The sequence below is a fragment of the Marinitoga arctica genome (assembly GCF_054657315.1).
Genome location: NZ_BAAHYY010000038.1, coordinates 1 through 19963, shown reverse-complemented (window position 1 = coordinate 19963; position 19963 = coordinate 1). Strand labels below are relative to the sequence as shown.

General features: G+C 27.1%; 19 protein-coding genes. 14 read left to right on the top strand and 5 right to left on the bottom strand.

What is annotated here, in order from left to right:
- Positions 1–102: 102 nt before the first annotated feature.
- Together ACYQ44_RS09315 and ispG are read left to right on the top strand one after the other, a co-directional pair.
- Positions 103–1620 carry a M50 family metallopeptidase gene (locus tag ACYQ44_RS09315; RefSeq protein ID WP_459996812.1) on the top strand — a complete coding sequence of 506 codons (1518 nt, stop codon included), beginning with the start codon at positions 103–105 and terminating at the stop codon, positions 1618–1620.
- A gap of 22 nt (positions 1621–1642) precedes the next feature.
- Positions 1643–2695: a flavodoxin-dependent (E)-4-hydroxy-3-methylbut-2-enyl-diphosphate synthase gene (ispG, locus tag ACYQ44_RS09310; protein ID WP_459996810.1), complete on the top strand. Its 1053-nt coding sequence runs from the start codon at positions 1643–1645 to the stop codon at positions 2693–2695.
- Positions 2696–2715: 20 nt separating this feature from the next.
- On the opposite strand, the gene ACYQ44_RS09305 is transcribed toward ispG, so the two are convergent.
- Complete coding sequence (locus tag ACYQ44_RS09305) at positions 2716–3264, bottom strand: 3'-5' exonuclease (RefSeq protein WP_459996808.1); 549 nt, start codon at positions 3262–3264, stop codon at positions 2716–2718.
- A gap of 8 nt (positions 3265–3272) precedes the next feature.
- Positions 3273–3584, bottom strand: coding sequence for a cupin domain-containing protein (locus ACYQ44_RS09300; protein WP_459996806.1), 312 nt, complete (start codon positions 3582–3584; stop codon positions 3273–3275).
- A 65-nt stretch (positions 3585–3649) separates the two neighbouring features.
- On the opposite strand from ACYQ44_RS09300, the gene ACYQ44_RS09295 reads away from it, so the two are divergent.
- Positions 3650–6109 (top strand): DNA polymerase domain-containing protein, encoded by a 2460-nt coding sequence (locus ACYQ44_RS09295; RefSeq protein WP_459996804.1) that lies wholly within the window; start codon positions 3650–3652, stop codon positions 6107–6109.
- Complete coding sequence (locus ACYQ44_RS09290; protein WP_459996802.1) at positions 6109–7326, top strand: aminopeptidase; 1218 nt, start codon at positions 6109–6111, stop codon at positions 7324–7326. The genes ACYQ44_RS09295 and ACYQ44_RS09290 overlap by 1 nt, the downstream gene beginning before the upstream one ends.
- Positions 7327–7354: 28 nt before the next feature.
- Here ACYQ44_RS09290 and ACYQ44_RS09285 read toward each other — a convergent pair whose 3' ends face one another.
- On the bottom strand, positions 7355–8803 hold the full coding sequence (locus ACYQ44_RS09285; protein WP_459996800.1) for an aminoacyl-histidine dipeptidase: 1449 nt from the start codon (positions 8801–8803) through the stop codon (positions 7355–7357).
- A gap of 242 nt (positions 8804–9045) precedes the next feature.
- Here ACYQ44_RS09285 and ACYQ44_RS09280 point away from each other — a divergent pair, with 242 nt between their 5' ends.
- The gene (locus tag ACYQ44_RS09280; RefSeq protein WP_459996797.1) at positions 9046–9810 is read left to right on the top strand and encodes an exodeoxyribonuclease III; all 765 of its coding nucleotides are present in this window, start codon (positions 9046–9048) and stop codon (positions 9808–9810) included.
- Positions 9811–9845: 35 nt separating this feature from the next.
- Here the strand turns inward: ACYQ44_RS09280 and ACYQ44_RS09275 are convergent, their stop codons facing one another.
- Complete coding sequence (locus ACYQ44_RS09275; RefSeq protein WP_459996795.1) at positions 9846–11717, bottom strand: DUF1858 domain-containing protein; 1872 nt, start codon at positions 11715–11717, stop codon at positions 9846–9848.
- Positions 11718–11993: 276 nt separating this feature from the next.
- Between ACYQ44_RS09275 and rplU the strand changes: the two genes are divergently transcribed.
- The 9 genes from rplU to ACYQ44_RS09230 all read left to right on the top strand — a co-directional run bounded on the left by rplU (position 11994) and on the right by ACYQ44_RS09230 (position 19370).
- Positions 11994–12305 carry a 50S ribosomal protein L21 gene (gene rplU, locus ACYQ44_RS09270; RefSeq protein WP_459996794.1) on the top strand — a complete coding sequence of 104 codons (312 nt, stop codon included), beginning with the start codon at positions 11994–11996 and terminating at the stop codon, positions 12303–12305.
- On the top strand, positions 12302–12595 hold the full coding sequence (locus ACYQ44_RS09265; protein ID WP_459996792.1) for a ribosomal-processing cysteine protease Prp: 294 nt from the start codon (positions 12302–12304) through the stop codon (positions 12593–12595). The genes rplU and ACYQ44_RS09265 overlap by 4 nt, the downstream gene beginning before the upstream one ends.
- Positions 12592–12870: a 50S ribosomal protein L27 gene (rpmA, locus tag ACYQ44_RS09260; RefSeq protein ID WP_459996813.1), complete on the top strand. Its 279-nt coding sequence runs from the start codon at positions 12592–12594 to the stop codon at positions 12868–12870. The genes ACYQ44_RS09265 and rpmA overlap by 4 nt, the downstream gene beginning before the upstream one ends.
- Positions 12871–12880: 10 nt before the next feature.
- A complete protein-coding gene (locus tag ACYQ44_RS09255) occupies positions 12881–13411 on the top strand; it encodes an ECF transporter S component (RefSeq protein ID WP_459996790.1) in 531 nt (176 codons plus the stop codon).
- Positions 13412–13428: 17 nt separating this feature from the next.
- Entirely contained in the window at positions 13429–13875 is a 447-nt protein-coding gene (gene rplM / locus ACYQ44_RS09250) for a 50S ribosomal protein L13 (RefSeq protein WP_459996788.1), read from the top strand.
- Positions 13876–13889: 14 nt separating this feature from the next.
- Positions 13890–14297: a 30S ribosomal protein S9 gene (rpsI, locus tag ACYQ44_RS09245; protein WP_459996786.1), complete on the top strand. Its 408-nt coding sequence runs from the start codon at positions 13890–13892 to the stop codon at positions 14295–14297.
- A gap of 80 nt (positions 14298–14377) precedes the next feature.
- Positions 14378–16105 (top strand): DNA primase, encoded by a 1728-nt coding sequence (dnaG, locus tag ACYQ44_RS09240; protein ID WP_459996784.1) that lies wholly within the window; start codon positions 14378–14380, stop codon positions 16103–16105.
- Complete coding sequence (gene rpoD, locus ACYQ44_RS09235; protein ID WP_459996782.1) at positions 16105–17367, top strand: RNA polymerase sigma factor RpoD; 1263 nt, start codon at positions 16105–16107, stop codon at positions 17365–17367. Before dnaG ends, rpoD begins: the two co-directional genes overlap by 1 nt.
- Positions 17368–17390: 23 nt before the next feature.
- Entirely contained in the window at positions 17391–19370 is a 1980-nt protein-coding gene (locus ACYQ44_RS09230; RefSeq protein WP_459996781.1) for an ATP-dependent helicase, read from the top strand.
- Positions 19371–19437: 67 nt separating this feature from the next.
- Here ACYQ44_RS09230 and ACYQ44_RS09225 read toward each other — a convergent pair.
- The coding region (locus ACYQ44_RS09225; RefSeq protein ID WP_459996778.1) for a PD-(D/E)XK nuclease domain-containing protein at positions 19438–19963 on the bottom strand (526 nt) is incomplete at its 5' end.

The window sequence follows — 19963 nt, the reverse complement described above, 5'->3', positions numbered from 1 at the left end:
ATATGTTCGTTTTAATTCAAACTTTCATTTTATATCATTAACATATATATGATAAAATATTTTAGATAAAAAATGATTATGAATGATTATGGAGGTGTGTTAATGCTAACACTATTTTGGTTTATGGTTGTTATAACTATTGTTGTATTTTTTCACGAATTAGGACATTTTATTTTTGCAAAATTGTTTAAAACTCAAGTAGAAGAATTTGCAATTGGTATGGGGCCAAAACTTTTTTCATATAAAGGTAAAGAAACTCTCTTTAGATTTAATCTCATCCCTATAGGTGGTTATGTTAAAATTGCTGGCGAGGAAATAGAAAATGAGGAAATTTCTAATGATCCATCTTTATTTTATAACAAAAAACCTTGGCAAAAATTTTTAATTGCCTTTGCCGGACCTTTATTTTCAGTAATATTAGGTTATATTGTATTATCAATTTCTGGATTGTTATATGGATTCCCAGAGGTTAAGATAGAAGAAGTAATAAAAGATTCTCCTGCATATTATGCTGGATTACATTCAGGTGATGTTATAAAAAAAGTTGACGGGCATATTGTTTTTGATAGCTCTATTTTAAGTTTATCTATAAAAGAAGGAAAAGAACTTAATTTGGAAATCATTAGAAATGGAAATCCTATTAATATAAATATAACGCCTGAATTATTTAATCCAGAATATACTATAATTTTTAAAAATATAGATATTAATATTGATGATATTGATTCTGATAAAATAAAGTCATTCAACATGAGTCCTCCAGAAAAAATTGGAGAAATTTTACCAAACCTTGAAAAAGGAGATAAATTAATTATTGAGCTAGGAAATGGAAAAATTATAGAGGGTAAAATAGAAGGATATTCCATATCTCCAAAAAGATATGCTATAGGTGTTTATTTTTCAACATTTTCGAATATAATAAATAAAGATATCTCACCTTTTCAAAAAAATGATATGATAATTGCAATTAATAATAAAAAAATTACAAGTGGCTTTGATTTAATAAATTTTCTAACTTCACTTTCACTATCTCAAGAAGAAAAACTTATTACAATATCTAATAATCTCATTACTGAATTTAAAAAGGGAATAGAATCTGAATCATTAAATATTACAATTTTAAGAAATGGGGAAAAAATTGAAACTAAATTAAGTAAATCACAATTTTTATCTATTTTACAAGAACCTTTGGTTTTAAAATTTGCTTTTGATAAATGGAAACCAAAAGGTTTAGAAGTTATAACCGTCTCCTTTCAATGGGCCAATACATTATTAAGAGCAATGATAGATGTAATAGGACAATTATTTACAGGAAAGGTTAAAACTACTGATGTTATGGGACCTGTTGGAATTGCTAGTGCTGTTGGTCAAGCAGCTAAAGCTGGACCCGAAGCTTTGATATCTTTAATTGCTTTAATTACTTTAAATTTAGGTATTGTAAATTTATTGCCTATACCAGCTTTAGACGGAGGAAGAATTGTTTTTTCTATATATGAAATGATTACAGGCAAAAGAACAAATCCAAAGGTAGAGGCCACAATACACACGATCGGATTCCTTATTTTAATGGGACTTTTTGTATATTTTACATATAATGATATTTTAAGATTTTTCAGATAATTCAAATAATTGGAGGTAAATTATGTTTTCTAAAAATACAGTTTTTGTAAAAAACATTCCAATCGGAGGAAATAATCCTATTATTATACAAAGTATGACAAACACAGATACTCTTGATATAGAAAATACCCTAAAACAAATTATAAGACTTGCAAATGCAGGAGCTGAAATAGTTAGGGTTTCTGTTAGAACGCTTGATGATATCCCATCTTTCAAAAAAATATGCGAAACCTCTCCTGTACCGATTGTAGCTGATATTCATTTTGATTATAAAATCGCTATAGAAGCAATAAAAGTTGGTGCTGCTAAAGTAAGAATTAATCCCGGTAATATAGGTGCATTATGGAAAGTTAAAGAAGTTGTTAAAGTTGCTAAAGATTATAATATTCCTATTAGAGTTGGTGCAAATTCTGGTTCCATAAAAAAAGAATATGAGAATTCAAATATGCCAAGATACCAAGCTTTAGCCGAAAGCGCTTTAGAAGAAGTTAAAATCATGGAAGATTTAGAGTTTAATAATATTGTTATATCTATAAAATCTACAAATGCTAAAGAAAACTTTTTATCTAATAAATATATTTCAGAAAAGGTACCATATCCATTGCACATAGGGATTACTGAAGCTGGAATTTATGAAGATGCTCTGGTACTATCCTCTGCAGGATTAGGTGCATTACTATTAAATAATATTGGGGATACAATAAGAATATCCATCGCAGGCGATCCTATTAAAGAAGTTTTAGTCGCAAAAAAACTATTAACTCTTCTTGAATTTAAAAAAGGAACAAGAGTAATCGCGTGCCCAACATGTGCAAGAACAGAAATAAACGTTGAAGAGCTAGCTACAAAAGTTAAAAATTGGACTAAAGATATTGATAAGGACTTAAATATTGCTGTAATGGGATGCGTTGTTAATGGTCCAGGCGAAGCAAAACATGCAGATATAGGAATTGCTGGAACCAAAACAGGTGGCGCAATATTTATTAATGGGAAAATCGCTGAAACAGTTTCTAATGAAAAATTAGAAAGTACTTTTAAAAAATATATTAATATTTTAATTAATGAAAAAAATTAAAGGGCTCTAAAAAGGGCCCCTTAATTATTCAAAATTATATTTCTCATCTTTACAAATGCCTCAGTTGTTAAGATAACATCTCCTTCAGCAGAATGCCTACTTACTTTTTTTGATATATCTAATCTTGATACTATAGAATCCAGATTATGTCTTCTTTCATATTTAAAAATCTTTCTAGACATTAATATTGTATCTATAGTTTTATTGTTTAAAATTTGATAGCCACATAATTCTAATTCACTATTCAAAAACTTCATATCAAATCCAACATTTTGAATTACTAAAATTTTATTTTCTATAAATTTTAAAAAATCATTTGCTATTTCAAAAAATTTTGGAGCTTCTGCCACATGATAATTTGAAATTCCTGTCATTTTAGTAATGAAATATGGTATAGATCTTTCTGGATAAATATATGTAATAAATTTATCTTTAACAAAATAATTACTTTCTTCAGTTATAATATTATATATAGCAATTTCTATAATTCTATCTCCATTTTCGGGATTGAGACCTGTTGTTTCTGTATCTAATACACAAAACTCATTGTTTTTTAATAGCTCAACCATTTTATCACCTATTCGAATATTTTAATTACTAATACATTAAATTTTTCTTTAGAATTATTTATTAGACCATGTTCCACGTTTTTATCACAGTACATCATATCATTTTCTTTTACATTTACCATTTCATCATCTAATTCAATAATACCTTCACCTTTTGAAACAAAAAAAATAGCATCAAAAGGAACAGAATGTTTTTTCACCTTTTCACCTGACTCTAAACTTATTAAGACCAATTCAATATTTTTTGATGTAAATAATTTTCTACCATCAAAATTAATACCTGAAAGTTTTTCCAGAGAATCATATCTAACTATTTTCATTTTTTCACTCCTTTAATTCAGACAATTTATATACAATATTATTATATCACAATGGAGATGAATATATGATTATTTCTATCTGGCAAGATCCCACAACTAAAGAGTTCTATTTTAAAGATTCCATTAATTCAAAACTAAAAAAAGAAAAAAAATATTTTAATTTAATTTTTGAAGATAAATATATTGATAGAGTAGAAAAAATTCTATTAAAATACAGAATAAAAGATTTTATTGATATTGATTTTAACTGGAAGGATATATATGGTAAAAAACTAATTAACGTTACACTTGATATTTCATATAATCTATTTAAAAAAATCAGCGAGGATTTAGAAAAGAATAAAATATACACTTATGGTAAAAACCTTATGAATATATTCAATATGCCCATCTCAGAAAATCCTGAAGATAAAAAAATATGGTTTTTAGACATCGAAGTCACAAGTGATGATGTTAAAAATTACAATGGAAAAATCATTTCTATCACGTATTATGATACTTATAAAAAAGAATATTATGCTTTTGTAGTATATAATAAAAAAATTAATTCCAATAAAAATATAATATATTTTAATTCAGAAAAAGAAATGTTATTATATTTTAGTAAAAGTATAGAGAGTGAACAACCTGATATTATTACTGGATGGTTTTCAAATGGTTTCGACATTCCTTACTTAATAAATAGAGCTACTCATTATAACATTAATTTAAGTGCTATATATAATTTAAAACATAATTCTTATCAACGTAATGGAAAATATTATAATGTAATTCCTGGTGTAAATTTAATAGATTATCTTGAATTGTATAGACGATATGTTTTAAATAAACCTGCATCATATAAATTAGATATTGTTGCTAAACATCATAAAATATCAGGTAAAACTGAACATAAAGGTTTTAATTATTATAATAAAGATATGGACAAATTTGTTGATTATATTTTTAGAGATGTTGAGATACTTGTTGAACTAGAAAATAAATTAAAATTAATTGGTTTAATTTGTTCATTACAGTCATTGATAAGAATTCCATATAATTTATTATTTGGAACTTCTATATCTATAGAACATTTTATTCAACAATTTATTTTAAAAAATAAAATTACTTTTAGATTTTATGAAAGAGAAAAAAATGATCTAAAAATAACCGGGGCTATTGTTTTAACTCCACCAAATAAAACATTTGATAATGTTGTTGTATTAGATTTTACTTCTCTTTATCCAAATATTATAGCTACATATAATATTTCGCCAGAAACACTTATTTATGATCCAAATTATAATAAAAAACATATAGATCTCGGGAAAGCTTTGATTGAAGAAGGTGACAATTATAAACCATTAAAATTTACCTTGGAAAAAGAAGGTATTGTGTCTTCTTTAGTAAAGTATTTCTTAAAAGAACGTCTATATTATAAAAATTTAAAGAAAAATACAAACTTAAATGACCCAAACTATATTATATATGATATTAAACAGTATAATTATAAAATACTATTAAATTCAATATATGGTGTTCTTGGAACAGAAAATTTTTCTCTTCATGATACGAGAATCTCTTTAGCTATTTTATCAGCAGCAAGATCTGCCTTAAGATATGTAAATAACAAGCTTAATAATCATTATTTTAAAAATATATACATTAATGGAAGATATATTGATTTCAAAACAAAAGTATTATATTCTGATACAGATAGCTCTTTTAATCATATTGAAAGTGAAAAAACATTAACAAAAGAAGACTTAATAGAAATCGGAAATTATATTGCAAATTATGTTAATAAAAATATCCCAAAAGAATTAATCCCGAAATTTACAAATGAAAAAATAGAATGCACTCTTAACCTAGAAGTCGATAAAATATATAAAAGAGTAAGATTCTTTGGAGTAAAAAAACGGTATTTTGGTTATGATTTTGATAGAAAAATTATTACACATGGTGTTGAAATTGTTAGAAGAGATACTCCTGAAATATTTAAAAATATTTTATCTTCTTTGTTCTTAAAAGCATTAGATAACGTTTTAACTCTACAAGATATTATTGATTATTATTATGAAATAAAAAAATATCCCATAGAAGATATTGCTATTATAAAAAGTATTAGAAGAAAAAATTTTGAAGAATATAAAACATTGCCTAATCATATAAGATCTGCTATTTTTATGGAAAGAATATATGATTTTAAATTCAATTATGATGATAGATTATTATATTACTACATAAAATACTACAATTATAAACATTTTGAAACTATAAAAAATATATTTAATAAAAATCAAGATGGCAATATTTATTATATTTCAGCAAGTATAGAAAGAGAACATCTTGAAGATTTTAAAAAATTATTATATAATGATTTTGAGATTGATTATTTCACACTATTTAAAAAACAAATATTATCATCTTTAAAACAATTCTCAGAATATAAAAATTTAATAGAAAAAGCTGAATTAAAACTAAAATTAATAGAGGGTTATCCTTTAAAAGCAGAACAATTAAAACTATTCAAGGAGGAGTCTTAATGGACATTTTATTAGAAAAATACGCAGAATTGTTAGTAAAAGTGGGTTTAAATGTACAAAAAGGCCAAAGAGTTTTTTTAAGATCTACAATAGATGCTGTGGATTTTACTAGAAAAGTAGCTGAAAAAGCTTATGAAGCAGGTGCTAAAGAAGTATATACAGTATATAACGATGAATATATGTTATTTTTAAAACTAAAACATGCAGATGATGAGTTGCTAAATGAATTCCATCAATGGGAAGTAGACATGGCAAAATATTTCTGTGATGAAAAAGGTGCGTTTTTAAGTATTATAGGATCTGACCCAGATATATTAAAAACAATTGATCCACAAAAAATAGGTCAATATTCTAAAACAAGGCAAACTGCTATGAAAGACGTATCTAAAGTTATAATGGCTGATAAAGTTTCATGGTCTATTGGTGCAGTACCTTCTGAAAAATGGGCAAAAAAAGTATTCCCTAATTCAGAAAATCCTATAAATGATTTATGGAATGCTATATTAAAAACTGTTAGAGTTAATGAAACTGATGATCCTGTAGAATTATGGAATAAACATTTAAATTCTTTAAAAGAAAAAACAGAATATTTAAATAATAAGCAATATGATTATCTTAGATATGAAGGCCTCGGTACAAATTTAACTGTCGGATTGCCAAGAAATCACAAATGGTTAGGTGGAACACAAAAAAATGAAGATGGTGTAGTATTTTTACCAAATATTCCAACAGAAGAAGTATTTACTGCTCCTCACAAAGATAAAGTAAATGGATATGTTAAAAACAGCAAACCTTTAGTTTATGGCGGTAATGTAATTGATGGTTTTACAATGGAATTTAAAGATGGTAAAATAGTTAACGTAACAGCAGAAAAAGGTGAAGAAATTTTAAAACAAGCTATTTCTTTAGATGAAGGTGCTAGTTATCTTGGTGAAGTCGCTTTAGTTCCTGTTGATTCTCCAATTTATCAATTAAATGTAGTATTTTATAATACATTATTTGATGAAAATGCTGCATCACACTTTGCATTTGGTAGAGCATATTCAACATGTGTTGAAAATGGCGAAAACATGAATGAAGAAGAATTAAAAGAAGTTGGTTTAAATAATAGCATTACACATGTTGACTTTATGATAGGAAATGAAAAAATGAATGTATATGGAATAAAAGATGGTAAAGAAGAATTAATTATGAAAAATGGAAAATGGGTAATATAATAAAAAAGCAGGCGATTTGCCTGCTTTTTTAATAACTTTTCATCTGCTTTAAAACCTCGATTAAAAACTCCCATGTCCTTTTTACAGAAGATATACTCATTTTTTCTTGAGGTGTATGAACATCATATAAATTTGGTCCAAAAGATATCATATCTACATCTTTCATTTTTCCAGACAATATTCCACATTCCAATCCTGCGTGAATAGCTGCTATCTCTGGTTCTTTACCATACATATCTTTATATACTTTTTTCATTAATTCTCTTATTTTGGAATCTGGCTTATATTCCCATGCTGGATAAGGTGCATTTGTATTTATTTCTGCACCTACTAATTTTGCTATAATCTCTGTTTTATTATGTATTAAATCCCTTAAAGTTTCCACAGAGCTTCTCGTTGCAGATGTGAATTCTATCCTATTATCATATGTTTTAACAACACCTAAATTACTTGAACTTTCTACTAATCCTTCAATTGACTTACTCATTGTTTGAACCCCATCATGAACTAACATCAGAATATATATTGTTTTTTCAAAAGTTTCATTATCTAATACTTTTTCAAATTTATTTGTTTCTTCAATTGAAACTGTTACATCTGGATCAGAAACATTTAATTCATTTTTAAATGTTTTATCCCAATATTCAGCAATTTCTTTTGCTTTTTCCAAATTATCAACAACTAATTCAGCTGTAGCTTCTCTTGGTATTGCATTACTTTTATCTCCGCCATTTATTGAAACACACTCAACTTTCATTTTTTTATATAAATCATATAATACTCTTCCTAACAATTTATTAGCATTACCTCTTTGTCTTATAATTTCCATTCCGGAATGGCCACCCTGCAAACCAGAAATCTTTAATTTTAACCCATATTTATTTTTAGATTCTTTGAACTTAACAGGTAGTGTGATAATATCTCTTAATCCACCTGCACAACTTACATAAAATATACCTTCTTCTTCTGAATCTATATTAAGAAGGACTTTTCCATTTAAATGCTTTGGATCTAATTTATTTGCACCAGTCATACCTGTTTCTTCTTCTGTAGTAAATAATGCTTCTATTGCTGGGTGTTCAATATCCTTTGAATCTAATATAGCTAAAGCATAAGCTACAGCTATACCATTATCAGCTCCTAATGTGGTATTTGTAGCTTTAATATAATCACCTTCAATTTGTAATTTCAAAGGATCTTTTGAAAAATCATGATTCGAATCAGATGTTTTTTCACATACCATATCTATATGACCTTGAATGATAACTCCAGGAACATCTTCATATCCTTTTGTTGCTGGTTTTTTTATAATCACATTTAATGCTTTATCCTGAATATACTCGAGGTTTCTTTCTTTAGCAAAATTTACAAGATAATCACTAATTGCTTTTTCATTCCCCGAACATCTTGGAATTTTACTTATTTTTTCAAAAAAATAAAATACTTTTTTTGGTTCTAATCCTTCTAAAACTCCCATTTTATGGCCTCCTATTAATAAATAGTTTTGAATATTTTAATACATCATTTGCATTTTTGCATAATATGCTCCAAATATTCCTTATCCATAACAAAATAAATTCAACAAAAACAAAAAATTCCAAGTTCAAAAGTTTTCATTTTATATAATTTTACTATTTTATTTTGCAAATTTCAAATAGAAAATTATGTTATAATTTAATTAAGATAATAATATTATTAATCTTGAGAGGTGAGAAATATATGAAAATTATATCTTGGAATGTAAACGGAATAAGGGCAGCTATAAAAAAAGGATTTTTGGAATTTTTAGATAATGAAGATCCTGATATCCTGTGTATTCAGGAAACAAAAGCTAGAGAAGAACAATTAACAAAAAAATTTTTAAATTATGGACCATGGGAAAAATACTTTGTTTCAGCAGAAAAAAAAGGATATAGTGGGGTTGCTACTTTTACAAAAATTACTCCAAAAAATATACTAAAAGGATTAGGAAATGAAAAATTTGATTCTGAAGGAAGAACATTAATTACAGAATATGAAAACTTTTCACTATTTAATATTTATTTTCCAAACGGAAAAGCAAGAGAAGAACGATTAAATTATAAAATGGATTTTTATTATTATCTTTTAGAATTTTTAGAAGATTATAAAAAAAAGCAACCTAATATAATCATTTGTGGTGATGTTAATACTGCACATAAAGAAATAGATCTTGCAAGGCCTAAAGAAAATGAAAAAGTATCTGGTTTTTTACCAATAGAAAGGGAATGGATTGACAAATTACTAGATAGTGGTTTCATTGATACATTTAGAATGTTTAATCAAGAACCAAATAATTATACATGGTGGGATTATAAAACTCGTGCAAGAGAAAGAAATGTTGGATGGAGAATAGACTATTTCTTTGTAAGTACCCCTTTAAAAGAAAAAGTTAAAGATGCTTTTATTCTTTCGGAAATAATGGGTTCTGATCATTGCCCTATTGGAATAGATATAAATATCTAATAAAAAGCCTTCCAGCTTAACCGGAAGGTTTTTTATTATAATTTAAATATATCCATTAATTTGTCGTCTAATGTTGCATTAATAATATCATTTTTTATTAAAATATCATAAAACTTATATACTTTCTCTTCAAGTTCTTTTCCTGAAACATATTTAAATGTAGCTCTTTCTAAAAATTTCTCAACATTTTTAATTGGTGCTCTCATCATATCAAAGGAAAGTTTTGCAGCTTCCTTTTTATTATTGTTCACCCAATCAATCGCTTCTTTAAGTTCTTCAAGAACAACATCAACTATTTCTTTGTTTTCTCTAACTAATTTCCCATTAAAAACAACTCCTGCATTTGGCAATAATCCAAACCCTTCATTTATTTCATTCCATATTTCTCCATATTGTAATTCCGAATATTCTATATTGCTTTCCTCTATAGCTTTCATAACAAATCCTGCTTCAGGTTCTCTTAAAAGAACTGTATCTGCCTTTCCTGATAAAAAGTCTATCATTATTTGTTTTGGCCTTCCAAAAGGATTACCAAAAACAAATTCAAAATCATTTATGTTTAATCCTTTTGCTTGAATTAAATATTTTGTTATCTTTGCTGGCGGTGCATCTTCAAACAATGGTAAATAAATTTTTCTTCCTTTTAAATCTTCTAATGATTTGGCTTTGTATCCTCTTGTAATTATAGAAAAATTGTCCCATACAAAAACTACTGGCATTTTTACATCTAATTCTCTAAGTTTTGTTGCTGTTATTAATGCTGAAAAGCTTATATCTGCTTTACCGTTTATTATCCATCCTAAATGTTTCTCTGTTTCTTCCCAAATTTTTAATTCTTTTATATTAACAACCTTTTTTAATCTTTTAGACTGTAATAATCTCATTATAATAGGATATCCTACCGGAGTTGCAGACTGTATTGTAATAGTTGGTTTGTTCATGTAACCTTCTTCCTCAATGTCATTTTCTATCCTTCTAGTAAAATATACTTTCACCTCATATGGACCTACTTGCTCAACTTTTGCATCAAAACCCATTCCATCTAACATATTTATCAAAGGTGTTGGAACAAAAGTTTGAACTAATACAAATCCTTCCCCAGGATTTAATGAATATGCTTTTTTTATAATAATATCAAAAGGATCTACTTGCATCGTTCTAACATCAAGGATCTCGTATTCTTTTTTAACCTTTTCATTAGACGGTTTATTAAATACTGAAATACGAGCTTTATATGGATTAATGCTATTTATATTGTATATATAACCTTTAGATTCAATTATTTTTACAATGGGTTCAATTTCAATATTACCTTCGAATACCATTGATTGCCCTGACTTTAACTCTTCAAGTTGGGTAACAATTAATCCAATATTTTCTAAATTATTTTCATTAATTTTAATCAGATTTTCAGGTTCTTCCCAAGTAATTTCAACACTATTAAAAGTTTTTTTATTTTCTCTAATACATTCTGGAAATAATTTATATAGTTCCTTTTCCAAACCTAATGCCTTATTAACGGTATGCAATATTTCACATAAAGAAACACCTGACATTTTAGCTGCATTTTTAAATGTAGCATATTTTGCTATAGTATTCCACATAACTGGATTTTGCATTGTTTTAAATTTCGGAGATATCTTAGTTAACACATCTTTTAATTCTGGATATTTTTCAATTGTTTCTCTAACCTTTGATTCACCAGTCACTGGTTCTCCATTTAAATAAAATATAGCATTTGTTGGACATATTTCCTTTGCTCTTTCGCTTTTATTTAATTCATCTTCATTTTCGAGTTGTTTAAAAACGATGGCTTTTCCATTTTCAATTTTAAAATTTTCTGGCGCTGTTCTAACACAAGCCCTACATGCAATACACTTTTCTTTTTCAACTCGATATTTCCTCATATTTCATCACCTCTATCATAATATTTTTATATATAATTTATTTAAATACGATATTTTTTATCCGAATATATTATATACTATTTGTATATAATATTCCGTAACTAAAGTTACACTATAAAGATATTTATAACAATAATCAAACCGATTTATAATTTTAACATAAGTTTAATCAATGCTTAGTGAGAAATATGATAAAATATTCCGGAAAGGATCTAAGGTCTTAAAGCCATTATGGTACCTTAGCCCATTATGACTATTTCAAGAGGAGGTGACTATATGTACGCTATTATCGAAGTTGGCGGAAAACAATACAGAGTAGAAGAAGGAATGGAACTTTACACAGAAAAATTAAACGGATATGAACAAGGCGCTGAAGTTGTTTTAGACAAAGTTTTATTCGTTAAAGGTGATTCTCCAAAAATTGGAAAACCTTATGTAGAGAACGCTAAAGTTATTGCTGAAGTAGTAGAACATGGAAAAAATAAAAAAGTTTTAGTTGTAAAGTTCCAAGGAAGAAAAAATTATAGAAGAAAAAAAGGACATCGCCAACATTACACAGCATTAAAGATTAAGAAAATCGAAGCATGATTGATGTGAAATTTAATTTCAAAAAAAATTATGTTGAAATTAAAGGACATGCTGAATTTGATGAATTTGGAAAAGATATTGTTTGTAGCGCTGTTAGTGTTTTAACACAATTTGTTGCAGAAATTATAAAAAACGAAAAAATTGGGAAGTTCAAAAAGAAAGATGGATATTTAAAAATTAACTGGACTAATAATGAAATGTCTGATAAATTAATAAAATACTTGCATGATGCTTTAAAAGGTATCGAAAAGAGTTATCCTGATAACTTGAAAGTGGAGGTGAATAAATAATGAAAATAAATCTTCAACTCTTTTCTTCTAAAAAGAGTGGAGGTACTGCAAAAAACGGAAGAGATTCTAAACCAAAGTACCTCGGTGTAAAAAAAGGTGATGGTCAAAAAGTAATACCAGGAAATATCATCGTTAGACAAAGAGGAACACATTTCCACCCAGGTAATAATGTGGGTATGGGAAAAGATCATACAATTTTTGCTAAAATAGAAGGTTATGTAAAATTCGAAAAGAAAAATAACAGAAAATTAGTAAGTGTTTATCCCGAAAGGTAAGGGTGATAGTATGAGCCGTGTAAAAATTTTGTCCACGGCAGGAATATTGGGAGCATTATCTGTATTATTAATGTTTTTAGAATTCCCGATTTTCCCATTTGCAAATTTTTTAAAATTTGATCCAAGTGCTTTGTTAATAATCGCTTCATTATTTTTATTTGATTGGAAAACTGCAATGTTTTCATTAATTACTAAAGATCTTGTATTTTATTTCGTTAAGTCGGGCGATTTAATTGGTGTCTCAATGGATTTTGTAGCTATCTTTACCTTTATTTCAATACTTACAATATTTAAATTAAATATAAATAAATATATGAAATATGTTATTGCTTCTTTTGGTGTAGGTATAGTTATGGTTTTAATGAATATGGCTATTATTCCAATTTATTTTAAAATGTCTTTTAGTGAAGCTGCAAATTACTTTGGATTAACAAGTTGGACTCTTATTGTAACTATAATTGCATTTAATATGATAAAATTTGTTTTAAACGGTATTTTAGGAGACTTGTTATATAAAAGAATAAAGAACTTTTTTTCCTAAGAAAGGAGGACAGCAAAATGGCTTCAATTATGACTCAAAAGAGTTATTTAGCAAAAAATGAAGAAGTAGAAAGAAAATGGTATGTTGTTGATGCAGCAGGTATGTCATTAGGTAGATTAGCTGCACAAGTAGCAAAAATTTTGCAAGGAAAACATAAACCAACATATACACCTCATGTTGACACAGGTGATTATGTAATTGTGATAAATGCTGAAAAAATTGTCTTAACAGGTAAAAAATGGACACAAAAAAAATATTATAGACATACAGGATATCCAGGTGGTATAAAAGAACAAACTGCAAAAGAAATTTTAGAAAAATATCCTGAAAGATTAATTGAAAAAGCTGTAAAAGGAATGCTTCCTAAAACTACATTAGGAAGACATATGTTCAAAAAACTAAAGGTTTATTCTGGTTCTAATCACCCTCATGAAGCACAAAAACCAGAAAAGTTGGAATTATAAGGAGGGAATAATGCATGGCTGAATTAATAGATTATTATGGCACAGGTAGAAGAAAAGCTTCTATCGCAAGAGTACACTTAAGACCTGGTGAAGGTAAAGTAAGAGTAAATAAAAAAGAATTCGAAAATTTAACTCAATATTTCAATAATAACCCTGTTTGGTCAAAACACGCTTTAGAACCATTAACAGTTACAGAAAACGAAGGTAAATTCGACTTAGTAATTACTGTTGAAGGCGGCGGAATGAATGGTCAAGCTGGTGCTATAAGATTAGGTATTGCAAGAGCTTTATTACAATTTGACGAAAACTTAAGACCTGTATTAAGAAAATACGGTTTATTAACAAGAGATCCAAGAGAAGTAGAAAGAAAGAAATACGGTTTAAGAAAGGCAAGAAGAGCTCCACAATTCTCAAAGAGATGATTTGGATCATATCACAAAATGTTGCATAATAAGGGAACGGTTTTTCCGTTCCCATAATTTTGCTATATGGGGATGGTATTTTGATACCAAAGGAAGTTATTGAAGAAATTAATTCAAGATTAAATATAAAAGACATTGTCGGAAATTATCTTTCCTTGAAAAGAACAGGAAAGAATTATACGGCATTATGTCCATTTCACCCTGAAGATACACCTTCTTTTTTTATTTTCCCTGCAACAAACACTTTTCATTGTTTCGGATGCGGCGCTCACGGTGATCCAATAAGTTTTATACAAAAATACGAACAACTAAATTTTGTTGATGCCGTTAAAAAAGCAGCATCTATGGCAGGAATAGATATATCTCAATATTTAAAAAGAAAAGAATTACCTATAGAATTACAAATTTTTGAAAGCTATCATAAGAAATATAGAGAAATACTATTAAACCTTCCAAAATCCCATTCTGCATGGAAATATCTTATTAACAGAGGTATTAATAGGGAATATGCTGAAAAATTTGAGCTTGGATTTTCCAACGGCTCTTTAAAATCATCAATTTTAGATGACTTTGACTTGCCAATAAGTATCGGAAATGATCTTGGTATATTAAGAAGTAACGGTAGTGAAATTTTTCAAAATAGAATAATAATACCTATAAAAGATGATTTTGGTAGAATAGTAGCTTTTGCTGGGCGTTCTATAAACAACGAAACCCCTAAATATTTAAATAGTCCTGAAAATGACTTTTTTCAAAAATCCAATATTTTGTTTTTATATGACAAAGCAAAAAACATTATTAAACGAGAACAATATACTATTTTAGTCGAAGGTTATTTTGATGCTATAAATATGCATATTAATGGTTTTGAAAATTCTATAGCTATTTTAGGGTCAGCATTTACATCTAATCATGCAAAAAAATTAATAAATTTAACTGATAAGGTAATCACCATGTTTGATATGGATGAGGCTGGGCAAAATGCAACATTAAAATCATTGGATTATTTATTATCTTATGGTTTTCAAGTAGCTATTTCTCAATATAATGCTAAAGATCCTGATGAACTAATTCAAAAATCTGGAAAATCCGGTATTTTAAATACTTTAGAAAATTCAAAGAAATTCTATGAATTCATTCCAGAATACTATAAAGACAAATATAATATTAATGACGAATTTGGTATAGAACAATATCTAGAAAAAATGGCTGAATGGTATTTAAAATTCCAACGATCTAAACATGCTGTTATTTTAGATACATTTATTAAAAGAATTTCTTTATTACTATTAAAACCAGAAAAAAATATTAAAAAATCAATAGAAAACATTCTAAAGTATAAAAAATTTAATAAAAAAATTATTCCATATGCTTCTATTGAAAATGAAAATAATTTACCTGAAAAGAAACATAATGAATTAGACAAGCAATTAATATGGTTATGGATAAAACATAAAAAATATAGAGATAAAATAAAAGAACATCTTTCCGCTAACGATTTCGAAAATTTAGGAAAGGAATTTTTAGATTTCACAGAAAATGGTTATGATTTATCTGAAATACTTGAGAATGGTAGCGAAGAATTAATTGACTTAATAAAATTAATTTGGAATTTTGATTATGAAATAGAACCAGAAAAGATTTTTCAGAGTCTAATACAATCGGTAGATAAAATCCGAAAAGAAAAAGAGATTACGGAACTAAGAAAGAAACTTAATAATACTACAGATCCAAAAGAAAAAAAGGTTATAATGAAAAAAATTATTGATATACTCGCTACCCTCAAAAAGCGAGGAGGTGTTTTTTAATGGCAGATAAAAATTTAATGAAGGCTATTGAAGAAATAGGAAATTTAGAAATAGGAGAAATTGATAAATCTGAAGAGTTTGTAGAGGTAAAAAAGAAAAAGAAAAAAAATTATAAACCTCCAAAACCTTTTGAAAAAATTATAAAAGAGTTGATAAAAAAAGCTAAAAAAAATAATATGGTTTTAACCTATGAAGATATAGATAAAACATTACCTTCAGAATTGGATACTGAACTAATTGAAAAAATATATGAATCTCTTGAAAAAGAAGGCATTATGGTTGATGACGGTTCTCAATTAGATGATGAAAGCATTCATGAAATAGAAGAAATTATAGAATCAGAAGGTACTGCTACTATTGAACTAATGGACTATTTAGAAGAGGGCGTTACGCAGGTATTTGATAATATGTCTTTAAAAGACCCTATAAAAGTTTATTTAAAAGAAATAGGAAAAATAAAATTATTAACTCCTCAAAGAGAAAAACGATTAGCAAAAAGAGCACATGAAGGAAATAAAAAAGCAAGAGATGAATTAATAAGAGCCAATTTAAGATTAGTAATCTCTATTGCAAAAAAATACGTCGGTAGAGGTTTATCTTTCCTTGATTTAATTCAAGAAGGTAATATTGGTCTTATTAAAGCTGTAAATAAATTTGATTATAAAAAAGGATTCAAATTTAGTACATATGCAACATGGTGGATACGACAAGCAATCACAAGAGCAATTGCAGATCAAGCAAGAACTATTAGAATCCCTGTTCACATGGTAGAAACAATAAATAAATTTAATAAAATAATTAGAGAATATTTGCAGGAATATGGAGAATATCCATCTCCTGAAAAATTAGCAGATTTAACAGGTAAAACTGTTGAAAAAGTTAATGAAATTCTATTGACAGCTAGAGAAACTATATCTGCTGATTCACCATTAGGATCATCCGATGAAGATGATTCAACTATAGGTGATTTTATAGCTGATGATTCACTAGATAAGCCTTCAGAGGTAGCTATGAAAATGCTTTTAAGAGAAGAATTAGAAAAAATATTAGATACATTACAACCAAGAGAAGCCATGGTATTAAAAATGAGATATGGACTTCTTGATGGAAAGGTTAAAACATTAGAAGAGGTCGGTCAATATTTCAATGTTACAAGAGAAAGAATTAGACAAATAGAAGTTAAAGCTTTAAGAAAATTAAGACATCCAAGTAGAAGCGCCCAACTTAAAGAACTCAGTTCAATGCTTGGAAAAGAATTGTAAAAAAGGATTTAATGGAGGAAATTATGGACGAAAAAGTGTTTAACATAAAAAAAAGTGAATACATTATTCCAGAATTTTTCAAAGAAGAATTAGATAAAGAACAATTAGATGCTGTTGTTAATTCCAATGGAAGAACATTAATAATTGCTGGCCCGGGTTCTGGGAAAACCCGGGTTATTACTTATAAAATAGCCTATTTATTATCTCAAGGTATAAAACCAGAAAATATTTTGCTTGTTACATTCACAAGAGCCTCAGCAAAAGAAATGATCGAAAGGGTAAAAAACGTTACAAATATTGACACTTCCTCACTTACAACTGGTACTTTTCACCACATTTGTAATATGATTCTTAGAAGATATGCAAAAGTTTTAGGATATGAAAACAACTTTTCAATTTTAGATTCAGAAGACTCTAAAGACTTAATGAGAATTGCTAAAAATGAATATAAAAACAATTTAACAAAAGAAGAAGCAAAACAAATACCAAATGAAGGTGTAATTTTAAAAATAATTGGTTATGCTGCTAACACGTTAAAGTCCATAAGAGAAGCTATTTTAGATGTTGCTCCATATTTAATAGATTATGAAGATGATATAGAAAAAATCTATATGAATTATATAGAATTAAAACAAAAAATAAATGCCATGGATTATGATGATATGTTAATAAATACTTTAAGATTATTAGAAACAAATGAAGAAATTAGAAATCATATTGCCTCAAAATATAAATGGGTTTTAGTTGATGAATTCCAAGATACTAGTTTAGTTCAACTAAGAATTGTTGAATTCTTGTCTAGCATTCATAAAAATCTTATAGTCGTGGGTGACGATTCTCAAAGTATTTATTCATTTAGAGGGTCAAGATTTGAAAATGTAGAAGATTTCCAAAATCATGAAAACGTTAAATTATTTAAAATACAGACTAATTATAGAAGTGTACCTGAAATAGTAGAACTGGAAAATTACTTAATTCCAACTCATTCTATTCCAAAAAAATTAAAACCTTTTAGATCTTCATTTAATTTCAAACCAAAAATCGTAAAAACATATGATGAATTAGAACAGGCAGATTTTGTTGTTCAACTTATAGAAAATAAATTTGATGAAGGAATTTCTCCTGAAGACATAGCTATTTTATATCGTTCTCATAGTTTATCAATGACATTACAACAAAAATTAGATGCTAACAAAATATCATATAAACTATTATCAGGAAAAAGGTTTATAGAAACAAGACATATAAAAGATATAATGGCCTTTTTAAAAATTATCGCAAATCCATTTGATAATATTTCTTGGTCAAGAGTATTAAAATTATTCCCCGGAATTGGCCAGAAAACTATGACAAAAATTACAAATGAATTTTATAATAATCTAATGGAATACACAACCCCTTATGATGCTTTTGAACAAATAAACTTGAAAAAATATCCAAAATTAAAAGATATTATTTTATACCTATATGAAAATGAAACAGAAAATCCTCAAGATTTAATTGATTACATACACTTAGAATTTTATAGAGAATATCTTGAATTAAACTTTAAAGATGCTTATTCAAGAAAATTAGATGTAGAAAGGCTATCGGAAATTGCCTCAAGATATGAAACTCTTGATAAATTTCTAGAAGAATTAGCTTTAAGTGAAAATATTGAAATTCAAGGAGCAGAAAAAGATAGAAAAGTTGAAAAAATTACATTAACTACTGTTCACGGTGCAAAGGGTCTTGAATGGAAAGTTGTAATAATTATTTCTGTTAATCCAGGAGATTTCCCAAACGGAATGGCTTTAAAGGATAAAAAACTCGATGAAGAAGAACGTTTATTTTACGTTGCAGTTACCAGAGCAAAAGATGAATTATATATAGTAAAACAATTAACAGGAACAACCAAACCTTATTATGGAAATTCATTCTACATGAAACAAAAATTGCCAGATTTTACCGATAAAATCCCAAAACGTCTTGTTGAATATTGGAAAATTGGTTATACCGAATAATATTAATAAAAAAACTCTTCCATCTCGATTCTGGAAGAGTTTTTTTAATTATGGAATCCATTGGAGTTTATATCTTCTCAACAATATAATCCTCAATATTCCTTTTTTCTGAATTGATATTTATTCCTATTATATATATTTCTTTTCCACTGTATTTTTCATAATACTTCATTTCTTTTATTTGATTTATGGCCTCCTCTGCACTTTTGTCTAATTTTATTTCAAATAAATATATTTTGTCTTCATATTCTAGTACTAAATCACTTCTTCCTAGGTTTGTTAATTCTTCTGCTTTTATGTCTATTCCCGCTGATGCTATTATTGTAAATATTAATGAATGATAATACTTTTCTTCTTTTTTGTGTAAGTTATACGGTATTGCACTTATTATTTTCTTTATTTCTTCTATTAATCCTTTTATGTCATTTTTTAATAATGACTTTATTATTGTTCTGTTTAATTCTTTTATTTTCGATGTTTCTATTCCATAATTTGCCTCTAATATTAATCTTGAAAAACTGTTTTTTACTTCAATATTTGGATAGTCTAATATATATTCCTTTTCAAGCCCGAGTCTTTCTATTCCTTTAAAG